Origin of the sequence: Methylobacterium sp. 092160098-2, from assembly GCF_028920805.1 — a bacterium.
Classification (GTDB): Bacteria; Pseudomonadota; Alphaproteobacteria; order Rhizobiales; family Beijerinckiaceae; genus Methylobacterium; species Methylobacterium fujisawaense.
Genome location: NZ_JAQPZJ010000001.1, coordinates 1,457,623 through 1,479,936, shown reverse-complemented (window position 1 = coordinate 1,479,936; position 22,314 = coordinate 1,457,623). Strand labels below are relative to the sequence as shown.

General features: G+C 69.8%; 18 protein-coding genes. 11 read left to right on the top strand and 7 right to left on the bottom strand.

The annotated features are described in order from the left end of the window. The first annotated feature begins 84 nt into the window (after positions 1-84). From PQI07_RS06920 to PQI07_RS06885, 8 genes are all read left to right on the top strand, one after another. Entirely contained in the window at positions 85-624 is a 540-nt protein-coding gene (locus PQI07_RS06920; RefSeq protein WP_078947135.1) for a PilZ domain-containing protein, read from the top strand. 115 nt (positions 625-739) lie between these two features. Continuing rightward, positions 740-1,348 carry a HupE/UreJ family protein gene (locus tag PQI07_RS06915; protein WP_051045111.1) on the top strand — a complete coding sequence of 203 codons (609 nt, stop codon included), beginning with the start codon at positions 740-742 and terminating at the stop codon, positions 1,346-1,348. A 62-nt stretch (positions 1,349-1,410) separates the two neighbouring features. Next, entirely contained in the window at positions 1,411-1,734 is a 324-nt protein-coding gene (locus PQI07_RS06910; RefSeq protein WP_274927688.1) for a winged helix-turn-helix domain-containing protein, read from the top strand. Between the two features lie 124 nt (positions 1,735-1,858). Next, positions 1,859-2,548 carry a hypothetical protein gene (locus tag PQI07_RS06905; RefSeq protein ID WP_043385596.1) on the top strand — a complete coding sequence of 230 codons (690 nt, stop codon included), beginning with the start codon at positions 1,859-1,861 and terminating at the stop codon, positions 2,546-2,548. Between the two features lie 392 nt (positions 2,549-2,940). Further along, positions 2,941-4,593 carry a porin gene (locus PQI07_RS06900; protein ID WP_043357381.1) on the top strand — a complete coding sequence of 551 codons (1,653 nt, stop codon included), beginning with the start codon at positions 2,941-2,943 and terminating at the stop codon, positions 4,591-4,593. A 997-nt stretch (positions 4,594-5,590) separates the two neighbouring features. Beyond that, positions 5,591-7,237, top strand: coding sequence for a porin (locus PQI07_RS06895; protein WP_043385590.1), 1,647 nt, complete (start codon positions 5,591-5,593; stop codon positions 7,235-7,237). Between the two features lie 312 nt (positions 7,238-7,549). After that, entirely contained in the window at positions 7,550-8,932 is a 1,383-nt protein-coding gene (locus tag PQI07_RS06890; protein WP_274926335.1) for a 2-hydroxycarboxylate transporter family protein, read from the top strand. A 24-nt stretch (positions 8,933-8,956) separates the two neighbouring features. After that, complete coding sequence (locus PQI07_RS06885) at positions 8,957-10,264, top strand: MFS transporter (protein WP_043357373.1); 1,308 nt, start codon at positions 8,957-8,959, stop codon at positions 10,262-10,264. A gap of 13 nt (positions 10,265-10,277) precedes the next feature. On the opposite strand, the gene PQI07_RS06880 is transcribed toward PQI07_RS06885, so the two are convergent. Then, on the bottom strand, positions 10,278-10,931 hold the full coding sequence (locus tag PQI07_RS06880) for a GntR family transcriptional regulator (RefSeq protein ID WP_043357372.1): 654 nt from the start codon (positions 10,929-10,931) through the stop codon (positions 10,278-10,280). A gap of 116 nt (positions 10,932-11,047) precedes the next feature. On the opposite strand from PQI07_RS06880, the gene tcuA reads away from it, so the two are divergent. Beyond that, on the top strand, positions 11,048-12,544 hold the full coding sequence (gene tcuA, locus PQI07_RS06875; RefSeq protein ID WP_274926334.1) for an FAD-dependent tricarballylate dehydrogenase TcuA: 1,497 nt from the start codon (positions 11,048-11,050) through the stop codon (positions 12,542-12,544). A gap of 260 nt (positions 12,545-12,804) precedes the next feature. Further along, positions 12,805-15,969 (top strand): double-strand break repair protein AddB, encoded by a 3,165-nt coding sequence (gene addB, locus PQI07_RS06870; RefSeq protein ID WP_043760192.1) that lies wholly within the window; start codon positions 12,805-12,807, stop codon positions 15,967-15,969. A gap of 175 nt (positions 15,970-16,144) precedes the next feature. Here addB and PQI07_RS06865 read toward each other — a convergent pair whose 3' ends face one another. The 4 genes from PQI07_RS06865 to PQI07_RS06850 all read right to left on the bottom strand — a co-directional run bounded on the left by PQI07_RS06865 (position 16,145) and on the right by PQI07_RS06850 (position 20,319). Continuing rightward, positions 16,145-17,374, bottom strand: coding sequence for an acyl-CoA dehydrogenase (locus tag PQI07_RS06865; protein ID WP_182591252.1), 1,230 nt, complete (start codon positions 17,372-17,374; stop codon positions 16,145-16,147). A 112-nt stretch (positions 17,375-17,486) separates the two neighbouring features. After that, positions 17,487-18,416: an AEC family transporter gene (locus PQI07_RS06860; protein ID WP_043760196.1), complete on the bottom strand. Its 930-nt coding sequence runs from the start codon at positions 18,414-18,416 to the stop codon at positions 17,487-17,489. A gap of 128 nt (positions 18,417-18,544) precedes the next feature. After that, on the bottom strand, positions 18,545-19,024 hold the full coding sequence (locus PQI07_RS06855; RefSeq protein WP_274926333.1) for a hypothetical protein: 480 nt from the start codon (positions 19,022-19,024) through the stop codon (positions 18,545-18,547). 92 nt (positions 19,025-19,116) lie between these two features. Next, complete coding sequence (locus PQI07_RS06850) at positions 19,117-20,319, bottom strand: trans-sulfuration enzyme family protein (protein WP_111473433.1); 1,203 nt, start codon at positions 20,317-20,319, stop codon at positions 19,117-19,119. Positions 20,320-20,441: 122 nt separating this feature from the next. On the opposite strand from PQI07_RS06850, the gene PQI07_RS06845 reads away from it, so the two are divergent. Further along, positions 20,442-20,960, top strand: a complete 519-nt coding sequence (locus tag PQI07_RS06845) for a TspO/MBR family protein (protein WP_182591248.1) — start codon at positions 20,442-20,444, stop codon at positions 20,958-20,960. 66 nt (positions 20,961-21,026) lie between these two features. Here the strand turns inward: PQI07_RS06845 and PQI07_RS06840 are convergent, their stop codons facing one another. After that, entirely contained in the window at positions 21,027-21,554 is a 528-nt protein-coding gene (locus PQI07_RS06840) for a phosphate-starvation-inducible PsiE family protein (protein WP_043353367.1), read from the bottom strand. Positions 21,555-21,677: 123 nt separating this feature from the next. Then, positions 21,678-22,235, bottom strand: coding sequence for a DUF4337 domain-containing protein (locus PQI07_RS06835; protein ID WP_043385577.1), 558 nt, complete (start codon positions 22,233-22,235; stop codon positions 21,678-21,680). Positions 22,236-22,314: the final 79 nt, after the last annotated feature.

Genomic DNA, 22,314 nt, shown 5'->3' with positions numbered 1-22,314 from the left:
AACCCGGAAAAATTTTGGGCCGCAAAAGACAGCCTGTGTATTCCTATTGATGATGCAGGTGTGATGGTCCGGCGGCACGTCGTCATGTTGCCTGCGTTGTGCTGGAACCAGCGCCGTCGCGACTTCTACGCCGTGACCGCCGACGTCTCGACGGAGGGGATCCGCTTCCGCTCCTCCTCGCTGTTGGCGATCGGCGAGGATCTGACCTGCAGCATCCGCCATGTCGGGACTCTGGAAGCGCGCATCGCCCAAGTGGCCGGTCAGGAATTCGTCGCCTGCGTCCGGGGTGGCCGCGCGATCCTCGCCGACCTCGCCCGACAGTTCGTGACGCTGGCGCGCGCCCAGGACCTGCAGCCGGAGCCGATCCGGGCCCACAAGCGGATCGTGCCAAAGCAGAAGATCGTCCAGGTCACCACGGCCTCCGGCCAGGCCTTCCTGGGGCATGTGCTCAACGTTTCAGCCTCCGGGGTGGCGCTGCTCGTCGACCACGAACTGGAGATCGGCGCGACCATCCAGGTGGGGCACAAGGCTGCGACGGTGATGCGCCACTTCGCGCACGGCGTCGGGGTCGCCTTCACGGAGCCGTTCGAGCCGGCTGCGGTCCACGAGGCGATGTCGTTCTGACGCGCCGACCCGGGGCGGCCTGATCCGGGGAGGCGCCCCGCGGCGATGGCCGCCGGCCCCTCGCAGCCGCGGTGGAACGGCGCTACATCTTCGCAGATTCAGCGAAGGATTTCCGATGAAGCGTCTGCTCTCCTCCCGACCCGCCGCGTCCCTGGCGCTCCTGCCGGCCGCGCTCATCCTGCTGCCCCAGGCGGCGCTCGCCCATCCGGGCCACGGAGCCGCGACGGGCGCGGAGGCAGGCTTCCTCCACCCGCTGATGGGCGCCGACCATGTGCTCGCGATGGTGGCGGTCGGACTCCTCGCCAGCCTGCGCGGCGGACGCGCACTCTGGGCGCTGCCCCTGTCCTTCCTGGCGCTGATGAGCGTGGGGGCCGGCCTGGGCATGGTCGGTTTCGCGCTGCCCCATGTCGAGGTCGGGATCGCGCTCTCCATCGTCGTGTTCGGCCTTGCCGCCATCATCGGCCTGCGCGCGCCGGTCGCCCTCCTGGCCGGCTTGGTCGGCGTCTTCGCGGTGTTCCACGGCTACGCCCACGGGACCGAGATGCCGGAGACCGCCACAGGCCTGACCTTCGGACTCGGCTTCCTGGCAGCCACCGCGCTCCTGCACGCGGCCGGGATCGGCCTCGGCGTCGCGGCGGCCCGGATCGGGGCGACGCGGGCAGCGCCGACCCTCGGCGCCGGCCTCGCCGCGGCCGGTCTCGCCCTTCTGGTGCTGCCCGCCTGAGTGCGGCGGCCGATAGGGTCCCGGGGCGAGCCTCCGCCGCAGGCGAAGGGCCGCGCCTGAGCATTCGCATCGATCTCGGGCCGGGGCACCGCCTCGGTCCCGGCAAGGTGCGGCTTCTGGAGATGATCGCCGAGCACGGCTCCATCGCGGCGGCCGGCCGCGCGCTCGGGATGTCGTACCGGCGGGCGTGGATGCTGGTGGAGGCGATGAACACCGGTTTCGGCCGGCCCGTGGTCGAGGCGCAGACCGGCGGGCGGGCCGGAGGCGGCGCCCGTCTCTCGGACTTCGGAACCGATGTGGTCCGCCGGTACCGGGCCGTGGAGGCGGCCGCGGAGGCGGCGGCCGCCCCGTTCCTGGGGCGGCTCGGGCAGGTCGGGGACACGTAACCGCCCCGGGCCCGGGCGCGATATCCGGGGTGCGATGTCACAGGCCCCCCGGGGCTGACCTCGCCCCAAGCCGCCCCACGTCCCGCCGGTCGCATCGATCCCGGCGGCAGGAAAAGGACCCGACATGACAAAGTTACCGACGCTCGTCCTGGCGAGCCTGTTGGCCGTCGTCACCGGCGCGCAGGCGGCCCCGAAGATCGAGCGCCTGCGCGGCACCGTCGAAGCGGTCTCCGGCGATGGCTTCACCGTGAAGACCCTGGACGGCGCGTCGGAATCCGTGGCGCTCGCCCCCGACGCGAAGGTTTCCTGGGTCGTCCCGTCCAGCCTGGACGCGATCAAGGACGGCGTCTTCATCGGCACGGCCACCAAGGGCGAGCCCCCGGTGGCCCTCGAGGTCGTCCTGTTCCCCGAGGCGATGCGCGGCACCGGCGAGGGGCATTACGACTGGGACATGATTCCCGACCGCACGGCGGCCGGGGCGCCGGTGAAGAGCGCCATGACGAACGGCACCGTGAAGGCGGACGTGCATGCGACCGCGCCGGACGCGCCCCGCGTGAAGAGCGCGATGACCAACGGGACGGTCAAGGCGAGCAGCGGCAGCGCGGAGCGGACCCTCACGGTCGATTACGGCCAGGGCCAGTCCCTGCAGATCCTCGTGCCGCCGCAGGCGCCGGTCGTCAGCTTCGAGCCTGCCACCGCGTCGGCCGTCGCACCCGGCGCCAAGGTCTTCGTGATCGTTGCGCGCGGGGATGACGGCCGCGTCACCGCCCGGCGGGTCGCCGTCGGCAAGGACGGCCTGACGCCGCCCATGTGAGAAAAATCTGCCGGCGCCCCGTCGCCGGCGAATCGCGAGACGCTGACGCGCCGCCCGGCCCGGGATCCGAGCCGGGCGGCGTCCTGCCTGTCGACGCGGCACATCGGCCTGTCAGGACAGCATTCGTGCACATTGCGCGACCCGTTGCCGACTAAATCACCCGGGGAATGTTGCGGGACCGCAACATCACTCTGGAACTGCCAAGGCGCTCACGAATCCTCGTTGCTCGCCGAAACCCGTTCGCACATGGTGATCGTGCACGGGGGCATCGCCAAGCGAGAGCCCGCAGGAGCCTGCCACCTAAGACGCGGGCCAAACCTACAGAACGTGCGGCTAGACCCGGACAACCGGGCACGTCCGCATCATTGGGTCTCGAAGCTTTGGAGATGTCTATGAAGCTCTTGAAGAGCTCATTGCTCGGGTCTGCTGCTGCGTTCGCGGCGGTAGGCGCAGCTCATGCCGCCGACCTCCCGGTCAAGAAGGCGGTTCCGATCGAGTACGTCCGCGTCTGCGGCGCGTACGGCGCCGGCTTCTTCTACATTCCCGGCACCGACACCTGCCTGCGTATCTCGGGCCGCGCCCGGTTCGAGGGCGGCTACATGACCAGCTACTCACGGCAGAATGCCAACGGCGGCGATACGTCGGGCTACCAGGGCCGGATGCGCATCAACCTCGATGCCCGCACCCAGACCGCCTACGGCACGCTGCGCGCCTTCGTCCGCCTCGATGCCGGCGCCCGCACGGGCTATTCCGGCGTCGGTACGTCCGGCACCCAGCAGCGTATCGGTCAGGCCTACCCGGGCCTCGGCATCGACAGCTTCGGCCGCGACCAGCAGTTCGTGAACGTCGACAAGGCGTTCATCCAGTTCGCCGGCATGACGGCCGGTCGCGCCTCGTCGTTCTTCGACTTCTACGCCCACGACTTCGAGTTCGCCGGCGCCACCGCGGGTTCGGACATCGCCTCGACCAACCTGCTCGCCTACACGGCGACGCTCGGCAACGGCCTGTCCGCCACGATCTCGGCCGAAGATCCGGTCTTCCGCCGCAGCCCGATCTTCTCGGCCTCGAACAACCCGGCCGGCGCCACGGTCAACGCCAACCTCGCCAACTTCGCTCAGTCCAACTCGCCGGCTGAAGTGTTTATCGGCTACACCAACGGCCAGCCGACCCGCTACAGCTTCGTCGACGTGATCCAGCGCTCGCGCATGCCCGACGTCGTCGGCGCCCTGCGTCTCGACCAGGCCTGGGGTTCGGCTCAGCTGTCGGCCGCCGTGCACGAGCTGAACGTCGGCAACGTCGCCAACGGCGCCGGTACCGGCACCGGCTCGAACATCAGCATCCCGCACACCAGCAACTCGTACGGCTGGGCGGTACAGGGCGGCCTGAAGATCAACACGCCGTTCATCGCGCCGGGCGACGCCCTCTACCTGCAAGGTGCCTACGGCTCCGGCGCTCAGCTCTACACCGGTTACTCCTCGTTCAGCGGCTCGTACTCGCAGAACGCGGCGACGATCCAGGGCCAGAAGTTCAATCAGTTCTTCAACGACGCGACGCTCAACCCGTTCACGGGCCAGATGCAGCAGTCGACGAGCTTCTCCGCGACGGCTGCGTACCTCCACTACTGGTCGCCGGAGTGGCGCTCGGCCTTCTTCGGGTCGTACGGTGAGATGAACTTCTCGGGGGCGGCCCGCGCCGCTCAGGGTATCGCCTACGCGGTCGCCAACCCGTTCGGCCTGATCAACTTCGGCGCCAACGCAGTCGGAACGCCGGGCACGCGCTTCTACAACCTGAGCGAGGCGCTGCGCGACACCTACCAGTTCGTGGCGGGCGGCAGCATCATCTGGTCGCCGGTGAAGGATCTCGATATCGGTGTCGAGGGCTTCTACACCCAGATCGGCGTCAAGAACGGCCGCGTGATCGACAAGGACAAGAGCCCGACCGCTTACGCCAACGTCGCCGGCATCAACAACGGCACCTTCGTGCCGCGGACCACGACGTCGGACAGCGTCTCCACCTTCCGCTTCCGCGTCCAGCGCGACTTCTAAGCCGCTTTACCGGCGCCGGGGCTTCGGTCTCGGCAACGGTCCCCGTGCTTCAGGAACCTCAAGGCTCGGCTTCGGCCGGGCCTTTTTCGTTGTGGTCGCCCTTCTGGACGCGCGAAGCGGCGCGTCGTCACGCGGCCTGATCGAGCTCCACAATCGCGCCTGTCGAGAACGGCGCCGAAGCAATTCGGCCGCCCTCCGGCGCCCGTCCCGGCGCACGCAGGCACCATCTCGCTTGCAACTTCCCCTATGCGTCGAACCGAGGCGTCGGGCCGTCCCGCCGCCTGTTCGGGGCCAGGCCGCACGCCTCTCGACGCCGACGCGGAGCGCGGGTCCGCCTGCGTCGGCGATTCGCGGGACCGCGGATTCCGGGTCGAGAGAGCCGCGCCATCGGCGCACGATCCCCTCTCTCGCCGCCCCGTCCGCGAGCGAAGCCGGGACCCTGTGTCGGGATGAACCGGCCGTGCCCTGGGCCGGGTCAGGGCCCGCGATCCCTTCTCAATCCTGATCGACGGCCCGGACGAGGGCCGCTCGCACGCCGAATCGGCGCCCCGGAATCACGCCGCGCTGCGGGTCCGTAGCGGCCTTCGGCCCGGTCCGTCGCGGCTGCTCCGGCGACGCGGAGTGTCCAGAACTGGCGTTTGCAGCCGCCTCGGACGGAGGGATTTCGCGCGCCTCTGCGGTGTCTTTCATCGATGAGATGGCGTCCATCGAGAAGAAGACACTCGATTATTTTGCGGAATGAACAAAGTAAAAATCCAATACGACTTCAGTATTAAAATATAAAATGTTGCTGATCTACAACAAAAACGAAACTGTTGCTCCAATGAGAGATTTATTGTTGCCAAGATATGATCACGCGCACAGTGTTGTCGACGTATCTGCTCGGCTTGGGACGAAATCAGTGAACGGAGACCCGGATTGGACTCCGTGTTTCCCAAGGGGGAGATAATTACTCTTTCGTTGTGTCGTAAATATTGAGGGATCGGGGGGGGTCTCAATGAACTATTTGGAATCGGTATTTCTCGGGGCCGTGGCGGTGATCACGACGGTGGGTGTCGCAGAGGCCGCCGACCTGCCGGCCAGGACGGCGGTGCCCGTCGCGTATGTCCGCGTCTGCGGCGCATACGGCCCCGGCTTCTTCTTCATCCCCGGCACCGACACCTGCCTGCGGCTCTCGGGGCGCGCCCGTTTCGAGGGCGGCTACAGAACCAGCTACGGGCGGCAGTTCGGCACGAACCTCGGCGACACGGCCGGATTTCAGGGCCAGATGCGCATCAACCTCGATGCCCGCACCCAGACCGCCTACGGCACGCTCCGCGCCTTCGCGCGCCTCGATGCCATCGCGCGGACGGGCTACATCACGTCCGGGACCCAGCAGCGCATCGGCAACGCTTTTCCGGGCTTGGGCATCGACCAGTTCGGCCGCGACCAGCAGCACGTGAATGCCGACAAGGCGTTCATCCAGTTCGCAGGGCTGACCGCCGGGCGTGCATCCTCGTTCTTTGACTTCTACGCCCACGATTTCGAGATCTACGGTGCCACCGCTGGCTCCGACGTCGCCTCGACGAACCTGCTCGCCTACACGGCGACGTTCGGCAACGGCCTGTCCGCCACGGTCTCGGCGGAAGATCCGGTCTACCGTCGCAGCCCGATCTTCTCGCCGACCAACAATCCGGCGGGTCTCCAGAACAATGCGACGCTCGCGAACTTCGCGCAAACCAGCGCACCCGCGCCGGTGTTCATCGGCTACACCGACGGTCTACCCTCGCGGTACAGCTTCGTCGACGCGATTGAGCGCTCGCGCGTGCCCGACATCGTCGGCGCCCTGCGCCTCGACCAGGCCTGGGGCTCGGCTCAGGTCTCGGCCGCCGTCCACGAGCTGAACGTCGGCAACGTACAGAACGGCGCGGGTATCGGCACCGGCTCCAACCTCAGCATCCCGCACACCAGCACCGCGTATGGCTGGGCGGTCCAGGGCGGCCTGAAGATCAACACCCCGTTCATCGCGCTGGGTGACGCCCTCTACCTGCAAAGTGCCTACAGCAATGGCGCGCAGATCTATGCCGGATATTCGGCCTTCGCCGGGAGCTATACGCAAGCCAGCGCCGGATATCATGGACAGAAATTTAATCAGTATTTCTCGGATGCGACGATCGACCCGTTCACCGGCCAGCTGCGGGAGTCGCGGGCCTTCTCGGCGGTCGCGTCGTTTCTGCATTACTGGACGCCGGAATGGCGCTCGGCCTTTTTCGGATCGTACGGCGAGCAGGATTTCGATCGGAGCGCCCGGCTGGGGCAGGGCGCGATCTTCGGACTGGCGAATCCGAGAGGCGCCAACAGGTTCGGCGCCAGCGCCGTCGGGTTGCCGGGGACACGGTTCTATGCGCTCAGCGAGGCCCTGCGCGACACCTACCAGGTCGTGGCGGGCGCCAGCCTCATCTGGTCACCGGTCCGCGATCTCGATATCGGCGTCGAGGGCTTCTACACCCAGGTCGGCGTGAAAAGCGGCCGCGTGATCGACTTGGACAAGAGCCCCACCGCCTACGCCAACATCCCCGGCATCAACGCCGGCACCTTCGTGCCGCGTACCGTGACGCAGGATTCGGTCTCGCAGGTCCGCTTCCGCGTCCAGCGCGACTTCTGATCGGCAAAGCCGGTGGCGGCGCGCGGTCCCGCCGCTTGCCGCCGTGCCCGCCGACTTCGAGGCCCGGCACCCAGCCGGGCCATTGTCATGCGCACAACGATGGAGAGTGGTCTTTAATCCCGGCTTACGGGACAGGTGGCGCCCTTTGTTCCGCGGGTCGCGTTGCCGCCCATTCTCGACGCTGATACGCCGAATGTCACTTTATCTCCGCCGACCGTGCGGGACTCGACGGACCGCGTCCCATCACGCGGCCGCGACGGCGCGGCGAAAGGCGAAACGGCCCGCAGGCGGCGAGATATCCGGGGGGACGCCATGACCAGCACCGCTTCGACGAGCCCGATCCCATCACCGTCGAAAGACCGTACCCGAGACGGGCGCGCGACCCGGTTCTGGCCGGACGTGTGGTGGCGCCTCATCGACCTCAAGATCGGCATCATACCGCTCCCGATCTTCGTCGTGCTGGCGATCCTCCTCACCGTTCTGGTCCAAGAGGGCGAGATCAAGCCTGACGGGCCGACCATGATCGCCGTCCTGGTGATGGGCGGCTTCACCTGCGCGGAGATCGGCAAGCGGATCCCGATCCTGAAGAACATCGGGGCCGGCGCAATCTTCGCGACCTTCATCCCCTCGGCGCTCGTCTACTACGCCCTGGTGCCGCCGCAGATGGTGAAGGCGATCACCGATTTCACCAAGTTCACCAACTTCCTCTACATCTACATCGCCACGATCATCGTCGGCTCCATCCTCGGGATGGACCGCGAGGTCCTGATCAAGGGCTTCCTCAAGATCTTCGCGCCGCTCGCCCTCGGCTCGGTGGCGGCGGCCCTGGTCGGCACGCTGGTCGGCACGCTCCTCGGCCTCGGCCCCTACAAGACGTTCTTCTTCATCGTCGTGCCGATCATGGCCGGCGGTGTCGGCGAGGGGGCGATCCCGCTCTCCATCGGCTACGCGGCGATCCTGGGCGTGCAGCAGGGCGTCGTCTTCGCCCAGGTTCTGCCGCCGGTGATGCTGGGCTCGCTCACGGCGATCATCCTGTCGGGCACGCTCAATTCCGTCGGCAAGCGCTACCCGCACCTCACCGGCGAGGGGCGGCTCCAGCCCGATTCGGACGAGATGAAATCCAGCGATGCGCAGGCCAAGTCCGAGGCCGCACGCGGTCAGATCGACCCCGCCACGATCGGCGCGGCCGGGCTGACGGCGATCACCCTCTACCTGCTCGGCGTCATGGCCCACCACCTCGTCGGCCTGCCGGCCCCCGTGGCGATGCTGTTCCTGGCCGTGTTCGCCAAGCTCGCCAGCGCGGTGTCGCCCCATCTCCAGGCGGGCGGCTTCGTGGTCTACAAGTTCGTGCAGGTCTCGATGACCTACCCGCTGCTCTTCGCCATCGGCGTGGCGATGACGCCCTGGCACGAGTTGATGGCCGCCTTCACGCTGGTGAACCTGATCACCATCGTGTCGACCGTGGCGACGCTGATGATCGTGGGCTTCGTCGTCGGGCGCTGGCTCGGGATGTACCCGATCGAGACCGCCATCGTGAATGCCTGCCACAGCGGCCAGGGCGGCACCGGCGACGTGGCGATCCTCACGGCGGCCAACCGCATGGCGCTGATGCCCTTCGCGCAGATCGCCACCCGGATCGGCGGCGCGCTGACCGTGACCGGCACCATCATCGCCATGAAGTGGATCGGTGCCTGACGGGCACCCGGAAAGGACGTCGTCATGGCCGGTGATCCCGGGGCCGTCGAGGCCACCCTCAAGTCCAGGATCGGAGCGATCCTCCGCTCAACCAGCGGCAACTTCCTGGAGATGTTCGACTTCTTCCTGTTCGGCTTCTACGCCACCTATATCGCGCGGGCGTTCTTCCCGGCGGGCAACGAGACCACCGAGCTGCTCCTGACCTTCGGCACGTTCTGGCTCGGGGCGCTGATGCGGCCACTCGGGGCGATCGTGCTGGGCGCCTATATCGACCGGATCGGGCGCCGGAAGGGCCTGATCATCACGCTCGCGATCATGGCGAGCGGCACGGTGCTCATCGCCTTCTGCCCGAGCTACGACACGATCGGCGTCGCGGCCCCGCTGATCGTGCTCGCCGGGCGCCTGCTCCAGGGCTTCTCGGCGGGCGTCGAGATCGGCGGCGTCTCGATCTACCTGTTCGAGATCGCCACGCCCGGGCGGCGCGGCTTCTACACCTCGTTCCAGTCGGCGAGCCAGCAGGTGGCGATCATGTTCGCCGCCTTGATCGGCTACGGGCTGAACGCCTTCCTGACCAAGCAGCAGATCGGCGATTTCGGCTGGCGCATCCCGTTCCTGATCGGCTGCCTGATCGTGCCGTTCATCTTCTTCATCCGGCGCTCGCTCCAAGAGACGCAGGAATTCGCCAAGCGGACCCGCCACCCGACCACCCGCGAGATCCTCACCACGGTGGCCGCCAACTGGCGGATCGTGCTGCTCGGCATGATGCTGACCACGATGACCACGGTGACCTTCTACATGATCACCGTCTACACCCCGACCTTCGGCAGGAACGTCCTCAAGCTCACCGAGACCGACAGCCTGATCGTGACGCTGTTCGTGGCGATCACCAACTTCATCTGGCTCCCGGTGGGCGGAGCCCTGTCGGACGCGATCGGGCGCAAGCCGGTGCTGCTGACGATCTCGACCCTGTCGCTGCTGACGACCTACCCGGCGCTGCACTGGCTCGTGGCCGATCCGACCTTCGGCAAGATGCTCGCCGTCGAGCTGTGGTTCTCGTTCTTCTTCGGCGTCTACAACGGCGCGATGGTGGTCTCCCTCTCCGAGGTGGTGCCAGCCCATGTCCGCGCCAGCGGCTTCTCGCTGGCCTACAGCCTCGCCACCGCGCTGTTCGGCACGGCCACGCCGATGGTCTCCACCTTCCTGATCGAGAAGACCGGCGACCGGGCGGCGCCGAGCTACTGGCTCATGGCGGCGGCCGCCTGCGGCATCGTCGCGACGCTCGCGCTGTTCCGGGGCCGGCCGGGACTGGGGCGCGTGCCCGCCCACGCCTGAGGGCGATCGCCGCTCAGCTCTCCTGCCAGATCCGGATCCGGGCCTTGAACGCGGCCCGGATATGCGCCCGGGCCGCCGCTTCTGCGCCGTCTGCATCGTGCGCCCGGATCGCCGCCACGATGGCGGCATGTTCGGTGAGCGACTCCGCGGCGCGGTCGGGGGCCGCCAGCGTGGTGGCGCCCGGCAGCAGCACCAGGGACAGGCGCATCGTCTCCAGCGTGCTCTGCAGGAAGCGGTTGCGCGCCGCTCCGTGGATCTGCCGGTGGAACAGACGGTTGGTCCGCGCGAGCGCCGGCGCGTCCCCCAGCAGCGTCCGGTCCCGGGCGACCATCTCCTCCAGGATCTCGGTCTCGACCGCGCTCGCATGGATCGCCGCGAGGCGGGCGGCCGTCCCCTCCAGCACCTCGCGCAGATCGTAGAGTTCGCTCACCTGCCCGTAATCGAGCTGCGCCACGCTGGCGCCCCGGTGCGGTTCGTGCGCGACGAGGCCCTGCGCCTCCAGCCGGCCCAGCGCCTCGCGCACCGGCGTGCGGCTGATCTGAAACCGCTCGGCCAGCTCCGCCTCGCGCAGGCGGCTGCCGGGCGCGAGTTCGCCCTCCTCGATCGCCCGCAGCAGCCGCTCATAGGCGCCGGCGCCGCTGGAGCGCTCCGATTCGCTCGCCTTCATTCCCGGCTCTCCTCGGCTTGGCCATAGCCCGAAACCGACGCCGCCGAAACGCTTGCGGCATATTGCATGCACTCGTATACAATGCCGCGAGGCCGAACGGCGAAGAGGAGGTTGGCATGCAGCGCCCGGGCGACGCGCAGTGGGACGTGGTGGTGGTCGGGTCGGGAAACGCCGCCATGAGCGCCGGGCTCGCCGCCCTGGAGCGCGGCGCCTCGGTGCTGATGATCGAGAAGGCGGAGCAGGATCTCGCCGGCGGCAACACCGCCTACACGGCAGGCGCCATGCGCTTCGTCTACGCGGGCAACGACGACCTGATCCCGCTGCTGGCCGACCCCGAGGATCCGCGCCTGCCGCGCACCGATTTCGGCGCCTATACGGCGCAGACGTTCGAGAAGGACTTGCTCGGCTTCAACGACGGGCGGCCGCTGTCGCGCGAGCAGCGCATCCTGATCGACGAGAGCGGCGCGGCCCTGCGCTGGCTGGCGACGCAGGGCGTGAAGTTCGAGCCGATCTACTCTCGGCAATCCTTCGAGAAGGAGGGGCGCTTCGTGTTCTGGGGCGGCCTGACGCTCGCCACCCACGACGAGGGCTTCGGCCTCGCCCGGACCGAGCTCGAGGCCTTCACCGAGGCCGGCGGTACGATCCGCTACGGCTGCCCGGCCACCGGGCTGACCGTCGAGGACGGACGCGTCGTCGGCGTGGAGACGCCGCAGGGAGCCTTCCGCGCCAAGGCCGTGGTGCTCGCCTGCGGCGGCTTCGAGTCGAACGCCGCCCTGCGGACGCGCTTCATCGGCGAGGGCTGGGACAAGGCCCGGGTGCGCGGCACGCCGCACAACCAGGGCGACGGGCTCCAGATGGCCCTGGACCTGGGCGCGAAGGCCCACGGCTTCTACGGCGGCTGCCACGCCACGCCGATGGACCTGCACACGCCCGATTACGGCAACCTCGACCTGCCGCACGGCGAGCGCAAGCACTACCGGAAGATCTGCTACTTCCTGGGGCTGATGCTCAACGCGAACGGCGAGCGGTTCGTCGACGAGGGCAAGGATTTCCGCAACTACACCTATGCCCAGTTCGGCCGCGCGATCATGGAGCAGCCCGGCCACGTGGCCTGGCAGATCTTCGACGCCAAGGTCGATCACCTACTCTACAGCGAGTACCGGTTCCGCGACGCGCATTTCCTCGAGGCGGATACCCTGGATGGGCTCCTCGACAGGCTCGACGGCATCGACCGCGCGGCCGCGAAAAGGACCATCGCGGATTTCAACGCCGCCGTGGACGGGACCGTGCCGTTCGACCCGACCGTCAAGGACGGGCGCGGCACGAAGGGTCTCGCCCTGCCGAAGTCGAACTGGGCCCAGACGATCGAGACCGGGCCGTTCAAGGCCTACCCGGTCACCGGCGGCATCACCTTCACCTATGGCGGCGTCGAGGTCGGCGACGATGGCGGCGTGAAGCGCGAGGACGGCCGTGCGATCCCTGGCCTCTACGCCTGCGGCGAGATGGTGGGCGGCGTGTTCTTCAACGGCTATCCCGGCGGCTCGGGGCTGACTTCCGGCGTCGTGTTCGGCCGCCGCGCCGGCTACGGCGCCGCCGCGGGGGCGCGGGGCTGAGGACCCTCGGCCGAGCGCGACCGGCTCCGTCTTCCGTGGGGGCTAGGGTGCTTGCCCATCGGCCCGGACCGGGCCCGACGCGCCCCCCTTTCCCGCGTGGGGGAGGGGACCCGCGCGTCCTCCTGTGCCCGTGCTGCCAGACTGAGGTGTGAATCCGGTCGCCCGCAGAGGGGAAGGGCGCGTGGGAGACCCGTCCGATCCCCGCATCTCGACCCCGCGCCCCCTGTCCGAGCCGCCTCGGCGGGCGTAGAAGCCCGCCCATGCCCGCCCGACACGCCGTCTTCACCATCTCCCGCGGCGTCCCGTTTCTTCCGACGCTCGCCGAGGCGCTGCTTTCCGGCCGGCTCGTCGGGCCGGTCGCGGACGATCCGCTGGCGCTCGCCGCCGTCACGATCTACCTGCCGACCCGCCGCGCCGCCCGGGCGCTCGGCGCGATCCTGGCCGAGAGGCTTGGCCGGGACGCGCCCGGTCGGGCCACCCTGCTGCCGCGGATGATTCCCCTCGGGGAGGCCGACGAGGCGGAACTCGACCTCGCCGCCGAGCCGTTGCTGGAGGCCAACGCCGATCCCCTGAGCGCGCCGATGCCTCCGCTGGAGCGCCGGCTGATCCTCGCCCGCCTCGTCCAGGCCTGGGCCAAGACCGTCGACCGGACCCTGCTGCCGCTGGACGCCGAGGTGCCGTTCCTCGTGCCGTCCTCCCCGGCCGACGCGGTCGGCCTCGCCGGTGATCTCGAACGGCTGATGGACGCCCTCACCGTCGAGGGTCTGCCCTGGTCGGAGATCGGCGCCGCCGTCGAGGCCGAATATTCCCGCTACTTCGGCCTGACCCTCGACTTCGTGAAGATCGCCGCCGAGAACTGGCCGAAGCTTCTGTCCGAGCGGGGCCTCGCCGATCCCGTCGCCCGCGCCCGCGGCCTCGTGCTCGCCGAGGAGCGGCGTCTGTCGCGCAATGCGACGCCGGACCCCGTGATCGTCGCCGGCTCGCTCGGCTCGGTCCCCGCCACCGCCCGCCTCATCGCCGCCGTAGCGAAGCTGCCGCGGGGCGCGGTGGTGCTGCCCGGGCTCGACCTCGACCTCGACGCGGCCGGCTGGGACGGCATCGACACCGGCGAGGGCTTTTCCCGCGTCATCGCGCACGGCCACCCGCAGGCGGTGCTGCACCGGCTGCTCGGGCCTGAGAACCTCAACCTGGACCGCGCGGAGATCGTCGCCCTCGGCGCGCCCGACGCCGGCCAGGCTGCGCGGGCCGCGCTCCTGTCGCAGGCTCTGCGGCCGGCCGACACGACCGACGCCTGGGCCGCCCTCGACCCGGCCGAGCGCGACACCGTCGCCCGGCGCGGCCTCGAAGGACTGGCGCTGGCCGAGGCCGCCGACGAGCGCGAGGAGGCGCTGGTCGCGGCGTTGGCGCTGCGCGAGACCCTCCAGACCCCCGGCGCCACCGTGGCCCTCATCACGCCCGACCGGGGGCTCGCCGGCCGGGTCGCCGTCGAACTCCTGCGCTGGGGCATCGTCGCCGAGGATTCCGCCGGCCTGTCCCTGGCCGGAAGCCCGGCCGGGCGGCTCGCCCGGCTCGCCGCGGAACTCGCCGCCGATCTCGCCCGCAGCCAGGCGGACACGATCCCGGCCCGGCTGATCGCGCTGCTCTCGCACCCGATGGTCCATCTTGGTCTGCCACGCGCGGAGGTGGTCCGGGGTGCCGCGGCCCTGGAGATTGGGCTGCTGCGTGGCCCGGTTCCGGCCCCGGGTTTCGACGGCCTGCGCCATGCCCTCGCCGCCGAGCGCGCCGGACCGCCCGAGCGCCGACCCCGGGCCAAACGCCGCCTGAAGGATATCGACTGGGACTTGGCCGCGGACCTGCTCGACCGGCTGGATCTGGTGTTCCGGGATTTCCCGGGCCCGGACGGGACGGGGGCGTGCGACCTCGTGGCGACGGCTGCACGCCATCGGGAGGCCTGCGACCGGCTGATCGCCGGGCCGGAGGACGCCCCCGAGGAGGAGCCGGACGGATCCCTGTCCTGCCTCGACGCCCTGTTCGACGATCTGGAGATGGCCGAGCCCGACCTGATGCCGGGTCGGTTCGACGATTACGCCACCTTCTTCACGTCGCTTGCCCGGGAACGCACCGTCGCCTGCTCGGGCGAGGCGCCGCATCCGCGACTGCGCATCCTCGGCCTGCTGGAGGCGCGCCTGCTCTCTGTCGACCGGGTGGTGCTCGGCGGGCTCGACGAGGGCGTCTGGCCGGTGCGCACGCTGACCGATTCGTTCCTCAACCGGCCGATGCGCGAGCGGGTCGGCCTCAACCCGCCCGAGCGGCGGATCGGGCAGATGGCCCACGATTTCGTGCAGGCGCTGGGCTGCCGGGACGCGGTGATCACCCGGGCCCTGAAGCGCGAAGGCGCGCCGACCGTGCCGTCGCGGCTGATCCAGCGCCTGCGCGCGCTCTCGGGCGACGCAACCTGGGAGACGGTCCTGGACGCCGGGCGCCGGTTCAACGGCCTCGCGGCCCGGCTCGACGCCGCCCCGCCGGAGCCGCGGCTGAAGCGCCCCGCGCCCAAGCCGGACCCGGCGCTGTTTCCGCGCTCCCTCAGCGTCACCGAGATCGAGACGCTTGTGCGCGATCCCTACAGCATCTTCGCCCGCCACGTGCTCGGGCTCGACCCTCTCGATCCGCTGGCGGCGGCGCCGAGCGTCGCGACCCGCGGCTCCCTGGTGCACGAGGTTTTCGCCGAGTTCGCCCGCCGGCATCCGCAGGATCTGCCCCCGGATCCGGCAGAGCGCCTCCTGAACCTCGCGGTGAACGCCTTCGCGGAGATCGAGGCGGAGTACCCGAACCTCTACGCCGAGTGGTGGCCGCGCTACGAGCGCATGGCCGCGGCCTATCTCGACTGGGAGACGCAGCGCCGGCCCGGGCTGAGCCGGATCCACCCCGAGGTTTCCGGGCGCTGGGTGATCCCGATGGGCCGGGAGACCTTCACGCTGCGCGCCCGGGCCGACCGGATCGAGCTGCGCCCGGACGGCACTGCCTGCATCGTCGACTACAAGACCGGCACGCCGCCCTCTGCTAAGCAGATCTTCTCCGGCTTCTCGCCGCAGCTCACCCTGGAGGCCGCGATGCTCATGCACGGCGCCTTCGCGGATCTGCCGGCCGTGACGGTGACGCCGGACCTGTTCTACGTCCACGCCTCGGGCGGGCGTAAGCCCTTCGTGCCGGTGCCGGTGAAGCCGCCGAGAGGCGAGGAGCGCGCCGTCGCGGCGATCGTGGCCGAGCATGCCGAGCGGCTGCGGGGTCTGGTCGCCCGGTTCATGACCGGCGAGGCCGCCTATACGGCGCGCCCCTATCCGCAATACGCCAGCAAGTACGGTGCCTACGATCACCTCGCCCGGGTGCTGGAATGGTCGCTGGGCGGGGAGGAGGGCGGGGAGTGACGCCGTCCCATCGGGCCGAACTCATCCCGCCCGCGCCCGCATCCTGAGACGCCGGAGCGCTGCTAATGCCTCGAAGGCGGAGTCCGCACGGCGCCGCGATCCCTGGACTCCGCTTTCGAGGCGGTTCCGCTGCACCTCAGAAGCGGGATCGGCTGGCAGGCGCGTCCCCCGGGGCTCAGAAGAACGCCTGCAGCCCCGTCTGCGCCCGGCCCAGGATCAGGGCGTGGACGTCGTGGGTGCCCTCGTAGGTGTTCACCGTCTCGAGGTTCTGGGCGTGGCGCATCACGTGGTACTCGCCCATGATGCCGTTGCCGCCGTGCATGTCCCGGGCGGTGCGGGCGATGTCCAGCGCCTTGCCGCAATTGTTGCGCTTGACCAGCGAGATCATCTCCGGCGCCATCTTGCCCTCGTCCATCAGCCGCCCGACCCGCAGCGAGGCCTGGAGGCCCAGCGCGATCTCGGTCTGCATGTCGGCGAGCTTCTTCTGGACGAGCTGGGTCTGCGCCAGGGGGCGACCGAACTGCTTGCGCTCCAGCGTGTAGGTGCGGGCGCGGTGCCAGCAATCCTCGGCGGCGCCCATTGCGCCCCAGGAGATGCCGTAGCGCGCCCGGTTGAGGCAGCCGAACGGCCCCTTCAGCCCCGAGACGTTCGGCAGCAGCGCGTCCTCGCCGACCTCGACGCCCTCCATGACGATCTCGCCGGTGGTGGAGGCGCGCAGGGACAGCTTGCCCTTGAGCGTCGGAGCCGACAGGCCCTTCATGCCCTTCTCGAGGACGAATCCGCGGATCGCGCCCTCGTGCGCGTCGGATTTCGCCCAGACCACGAACACGTCCGCGAAGGGCGCGTTCGAGATCCACATCTTGGCGCCGGTGAGCCGGTAGCCGCCGTCGATCTTCTCGGCCTTGGTCTTCATGCCGGCCGGATCCGAGCCGGCATCGGGCTCCGTGAGGCCGAAGCAGCCGATCCATTCCCCCGAGGCGAGCTTCGGCAGGAACTTCTGGCGCTGCTCCTCCGAGCCGTAGGCGTGGATCGGGTACATCACGAGGGAGGATTGCACGCTCATCATCGAGCGGTAGCCGGAATCCACCGCCTCGACGGCGCGCGCCACCAGCCCGTAGGCGACGTAGGACGCGCCGGCGCATCCATACTCCTCCGGCAGGGTGACGCCGAGGAGGCCCAGTTCGCCCATCTTGCGGAACAGGCCCGGATCGGTCGTTTCGTTCGCGTAGGCCTCGACGATCCCTGGCAGGAGCTGCTCCTGCGCGAAGCTCTGGGCGACGTTGCGGATCGCCCGCTCATCCTCGGTGAGCTGATCCTCCAGCAGGAAGGGATCGTCCCAGACGAAGCGGGGCGAGGCCGGGGCCGACGGGGAGGCGCTGCCCGGAGGGCGCATCGGAGCGTTCATCGAAATTCCTCGCCTGCAGGGATGCGCCGGGCCTCGCGGACCCGCGCTTGCGCCTACCCTAGACCCGGAAAACGCCCGGTCCAACGCGCGCGGTGACGCCGGGGCGCCGCCGTCACGCCCGGCCGAGGAGCATCAGCCACGCCAGGGTGGTGAGCGGCGCCAGCAGGGTCGAGACCAGCACGGAGGCCGCTACCATCCCGGTCTCGGTCTTGTAGCGCGCCGCCAGCAGGTAGGCGTTGATCCCCACCGGCATGGCGGCGAACAGGGTCGCGACGCCCGCATAGGCGGCCGGCATCGCGAAGACGTGGAAGGCCAGGATCCAGACCGCCAGCGGGTGCAGGAGGTTCTTCAGGAGGGCGATGACCAGGGCGCCCTTGAGGTCGAACAGCACCCGGTAGCGCTTCAGGCCGGCTCCGAGCGCCACCAGCGCACAGGTGGAGGCGGTGCCCGCGAAGGCGTCGATGAGCGATCGGGCGATGCCGACCGGCGCGAGACCGAGCCCCTTCATCGCCATGCCGATCAGGAGCGCCACGAAGATCGGGTTGCGCAGCAGCACCAGGGCGAGCCCCCGGATCCGCGCCAGGACCGGCAGGCCGGAATCGGATTCGATCAGGAAGGTGGCGCTGCCCATCATCAGCGGCAGGTGGACGGCGAGCAGCATGAACAGCGGGAAGGCGCCCTCCTCGCCATAGGCCTGGAGGATCATCGGCACGCCGACGAACACCGTGTTCGACTGGCTCGCCGCGAAGCCGTGCAGGATGGCGCCCCGCCGCTCGATCCCGGCGCGCCGCCGGGCGATCAGCGTGCCCACGAACCACGAGATCGCGGCGCCGCCGAAATACGCGACCCAGTAGGACCACGTGACGGTCCCGCTCATGCCGGGCTTGGTCAGCGTGGCGATGATCAGGGCCGGGACGGCGACGGCGAAGACGTATTCCGACAGACCGTCGCTCACCTTGTCGGAGAGAAGGCCCGCGAGGGCTGCCGCCCAGCCGATCAGGACGATCCCGAAGATCGGGGCGATGATGGCGAGGGCGTTCACGGATCCGGGCGGCGTGCGGGAAGGCGGGGATGACCGCCCTTAGCACGCCGCCTCGGTCCTATGCCTCGGCGCCGGGAGAATGGCTCGTCGGCGCCCGCCGCGGCCGGGACGGTCTCCGGCGCGCGGGCCTATTTGTTCTCCAGCACCTTCATGGGATCCGTGCGCTGGCTCGCGGGCGGCTCCTTGGTGAGGCTGGCGGCGCCTTCGCGCTGCACCTTCACGTCCCGCGGCGAGCCCGGACCGCCCACCGCGCGGCCGCCCTCGTCGCTCTGCGTCGGCACGGTGCCGGAGGCGAGTTCCAGGCAGGTCACCATCTCGACGTAGGACGGATAGCCGCCTGCCTTGAACTGATCCTCGCACTGGCGCTTGGCGGCGGGGGTGTAGCTGCTCCAGTGCCGCTCGGCCTCCTTCCGGGCTTCGCGCTCGGAGCGGAGGCAGCCGTCGTAATTCGCCTTGTCGCTGATGGACGTGTTGGTGACCTGCGCCGACTGGCAGGTCCGCTCGACATCGAGATTCGGGACGGCGTCGGCGCGCGCCGGGAGCGGGGCGAGCGCCAGGGTGAGCAGCGCGAAGGTGCCGGGGACCATCGCGCGGAAACGGGTCGTCATGTCGTCGGACTCGCGATCTGTGGCGGCGTGCGCCGTCGGAACTGCCGGCACAACGCGCCAGGAACCCGTTCGGCACCAACCGCCCTCGACAATCAGCCCCCGTGGGCGCTGCGCAGAGCCTGGTCGAGATCGCCGTACAGGTCCTCCGTGTCCTCGATGCCCGTGGACAGGCGCAGGAGATCCGGCGGGCAGGGGCTGCCCGGGCCCTCCACCGAGGCGCGGTGTTCGATGAGGCTCTCGACGCCGCCGAGGGAGGTCGCCCGCTTCCAGAGCCGCACCCGCGCCGCCGTGGCGATGGCGCCGGCCTCGCCGCCGGCCACCCGGATCGACAGCATGAAGCCGAAGCCGTCCCGCATCTGACGGCGGGCGATCGCGTGCCCGGGATCGTCCGGCAGTCCCGGATAGAGGACGTGGGTCACGAGTGGGTGCCCGCTCAGGCGCTCGGCGAGCCGCAGGGCACCCGCCGATTGTGCCGCGGCCCGCAGGTGCAGGGTCCGCAGCGAGCGCATCAGCAGGTAGGCCTCGAAGGGCCCGAGGATGCCGCCGCTGCCGGCCCGGATCCCCCGGATCCGATCCCAGAACGCGTCGGCCCGCGCGCCCGCCAGCACGCCCGCCACGACGTCCGAATGGCCGTTCAGGATCTTCGTGGCCGAGTGCATCACGATGTCGGCACCGCGTTCCAGGGGACGCGTGTGCACCGGCGAGGCGGCCGTGGAATCGACGGCGAGCCGTGCCCCCGCCGCGTGGGCGATCTCGGCGGCGGCGGCGATGTCGGTGACCGTCCAGAGCGGGTTGCCGGGGGTCTCGATCCAGACGAGCCGGGTCCGGCCGGGCGCGACCGCGGCGCGCAGGGCATCCAGATCGGCCGTGTCCACGAAGGTGAGCGTCAGGCCGCGCCGGGGCGCCTCCTCGCGCAGCCAGCGCTTCAGCGCCCAGTACATGACCGTGCCGGCGACCACGTGGTCGCCGGGCTCCAGGGCGCCGAACACCGCGGTCGCCGCCGCCATTCCGGAGCCGAACAGCAGCGCGCCGGCCTCCGCACCCTCCAGCATCGCCAGGACGGATTCGGCCTCGCGCACCGTGGCGTTGTCGGGCCGCGCGTAGCTGTAGCCGGAGCTGTAGCCGTTGTCGGGATCGCGGATGAAGGTGGTCGAGACGTGCAGCGGCATGACCACCGCCCGCGTCCCGGGCTCGATCCGGCCCATGGCCTGGGCCGCGAGGGTTCGGGGCGTGAATCCCGGCGCAGCGTCGCTGCGGCTATCCGACGGACCCTGCGGCGCGTTAGGCAGTGACATCTGGCGATTCTCGGCGGATGGAGACGGCCGCGTGCCACGGCGCGTTGGCCCCGGCAAGCCACGCCCGCAACCCGCGCCTGCAAGCCACGCCCGCAAGCCCTGCCCGGTGGAGACGAACGATCATGACGGCCGCCATACACGTCCCCCAGGGGGCGCCTCTGTCGCGCTGGCTACGGCTCGCCGCCGCGATCCTGCCGGTGGCGGCCACCGCGGTGGTCGGCTCGATGGCGACCCAGGCCGAGATCCCGGGATGGTATGCCGGCCTGAACAAGCCGGTCTTCAACCCGCCGAATTGGGTGTTCCCGGTCGCGTGGACGATCCTCTACACCATGATCGCGATCGCACTCTGGCGGCTGCTCGGCACTATGCCGCGCACCGGACCGAGCCGCACGGGCTGGTGGCTCGCCCTGACGGCCTTCCTGGTGCAACTGGTGCTCAACGCCGCCTGGACGCCCGTCTTCTTCACCGCCCACGCGATCGGCGCGGGGCTCATTGTCGTCGCGATGCTGCTCGTGATGGTGCTCTGGACCATCCGGCTGGCCTGGCGGTTCGACCGGATCGCCGCATGGCTCCTCGTGCCCTACGCCGCCTGGGTGGGCTTCGCGACGCTCCTCAACGCGGCGATCCTGCGGATGAACTGAGCACGCATGCGGCCTTCGCTCCGTCATCGCGGACGGAGCGAAGCGACCCGGAGCGGGTGAGCCGCGTCAGGATTCGCCGGCGGGCTTCTCCTCGCCGGCCGGCCGCCCGTCGTCGCGGGCGCGGTGGAGCAGGAAGATCGCGAAGACCATCGTGAGGATCAGCCCCGCCAGCACGCCGAGTTCGATCATCGACGCCTGGAACAGCGCCTGCTTCTCGGGCGACCAGTCCTTGGCGTGCATGATCTCGGAGGATTGCAGCGTGATCACCAGGACGCGCCGGATCGAGGCGATCAGCCCGACGATCAGGAACGGCTCGCAGGTCAGGGTGCCCGACCGCATCGAGACCCGCACCGTGTGCAGGATCTCGATCAGCATGAGCAGGAACAGCAGCCGGTCGATCACCTCCAGGATCTGCTGGGCGCCGCCGAGCGCCCGCATGGCCTCCCAGGTGAGCCCCGCGGCATCGACCAGCGCGACAATGGCGGTGAGGGCGAGCAGAAGACCGAGCGCCGCGTAGATCGCGTGCTCGGTGTGCAGGAAGATCGCGCTGGCGAGCCGCGTCAGGCGGCCCTGGTCTTCCGAATGAGCTGACATCATTCCCCCCTGGAATGTGCCGAAACGATCAGCTTCCGGCGCGCGCGTCCAGCCCATGGACGGGCGCGGCCGATCAATCGGACGCGAGGGTGGCGTTACGCCGCTGACTCGCGGGGCGATTCCTCAGTGGAAGAACGGCAGGGCATGCGGCGCGAGATAGCCGAAGCCGAGGAGTGCGGCTCCGGCGAGACCCAGGAAACCGCCGGCGAAGACCAAGAGGGTGATGCCGGTGATGACCTCGGCCGATGCCAGCACGATGCCGATCTGGAAGGCCGCCGAGGCCAGTTCGTAATGGTGGTAACGCAGCAGCGCGAGGTCGCGCCGGCCTTCCGAAGCGCGGGCCTTGGCGGTCAGCTCCTTGCGCCCCTCGCCGGTGGCGGGCTCGGATTCCCAGCGCGTCAGGGTCTTGGCCCACTCGGCACGCTTGGCGGCGATCGCGTCCTGGTTCGGTCCCGGCGGAAGCAGGGCCAGGGCCTCGTCGGCGGTCTTCAGCACCGTGGAGCGGATGGTGCGGGCCTGAAAATAGGCCCATTGGTTTGCGGCCTCCACATTGGCCCCGATCGACTCCGTCTGGGACGCTTTGCCCAGGGTCTCGCTGAAGGCGAGGAACAGCGCCAGCACCGAGATCAGCAGCGCCACGCGCTTGTTCGACCCTTCGATCGCCCCGTGACCACCCGACATCGTTTAGCGCGTCTCCGTTGATTCGATGGGGGGAGTCACAGCCCATCGCGGCGCGGGACGCAATGCACCGCGCCGCGGG

Bases quoted from the DNA above. Each gene is read 5' to 3' on its own strand.
- PQI07_RS06920 (WP_078947135.1), top strand. From the start codon at position 85: ATGTTGCCTGCGTTGTGCTGGAACCAGCGCCGTCGCGACTTCTACGCC.
- PQI07_RS06915 (WP_051045111.1), top strand. From the start codon at position 740: ATGAAGCGTCTGCTCTCCTCCCGACCCGCCGCGTCCCTGGCGCTCCTG.
- PQI07_RS06905 (WP_043385596.1), top strand. From the start codon at position 1,859: ATGACAAAGTTACCGACGCTCGTCCTGGCGAGCCTGTTGGCCGTCGTC.
- PQI07_RS06900 (WP_043357381.1), top strand. From the start codon at position 2,941: ATGAAGCTCTTGAAGAGCTCATTGCTCGGGTCTGCTGCTGCGTTCGCG.
- PQI07_RS06895 (WP_043385590.1), top strand. From the start codon at position 5,591: ATGAACTATTTGGAATCGGTATTTCTCGGGGCCGTGGCGGTGATCACG.
- PQI07_RS06890 (WP_274926335.1), top strand. From the start codon at position 7,550: ATGACCAGCACCGCTTCGACGAGCCCGATCCCATCACCGTCGAAAGAC.
- PQI07_RS06885 (WP_043357373.1), top strand. From the start codon at position 8,957: ATGGCCGGTGATCCCGGGGCCGTCGAGGCCACCCTCAAGTCCAGGATC.
- PQI07_RS06880 (WP_043357372.1), bottom strand. From the start codon at position 10,931: ATGAAGGCGAGCGAATCGGAGCGCTCCAGCGGCGCCGGCGCCTATGAG.
- tcuA (WP_274926334.1), top strand. From the start codon at position 11,048: ATGCAGCGCCCGGGCGACGCGCAGTGGGACGTGGTGGTGGTCGGGTCG.
- addB (WP_043760192.1), top strand. From the start codon at position 12,805: ATGCCCGCCCGACACGCCGTCTTCACCATCTCCCGCGGCGTCCCGTTT.
- PQI07_RS06865 (WP_182591252.1), bottom strand. From the start codon at position 17,374: ATGAACGCTCCGATGCGCCCTCCGGGCAGCGCCTCCCCGTCGGCCCCG.
- PQI07_RS06855 (WP_274926333.1), bottom strand. From the start codon at position 19,024: ATGACGACCCGTTTCCGCGCGATGGTCCCCGGCACCTTCGCGCTGCTC.
- PQI07_RS06850 (WP_111473433.1), bottom strand. From the start codon at position 20,319: ATGTCACTGCCTAACGCGCCGCAGGGTCCGTCGGATAGCCGCAGCGAC.
- PQI07_RS06845 (WP_182591248.1), top strand. From the start codon at position 20,442: ATGACGGCCGCCATACACGTCCCCCAGGGGGCGCCTCTGTCGCGCTGG.
- PQI07_RS06840 (WP_043353367.1), bottom strand. From the start codon at position 21,554: ATGTCAGCTCATTCGGAAGACCAGGGCCGCCTGACGCGGCTCGCCAGC.
- PQI07_RS06835 (WP_043385577.1), bottom strand. From the start codon at position 22,235: ATGTCGGGTGGTCACGGGGCGATCGAAGGGTCGAACAAGCGCGTGGCG.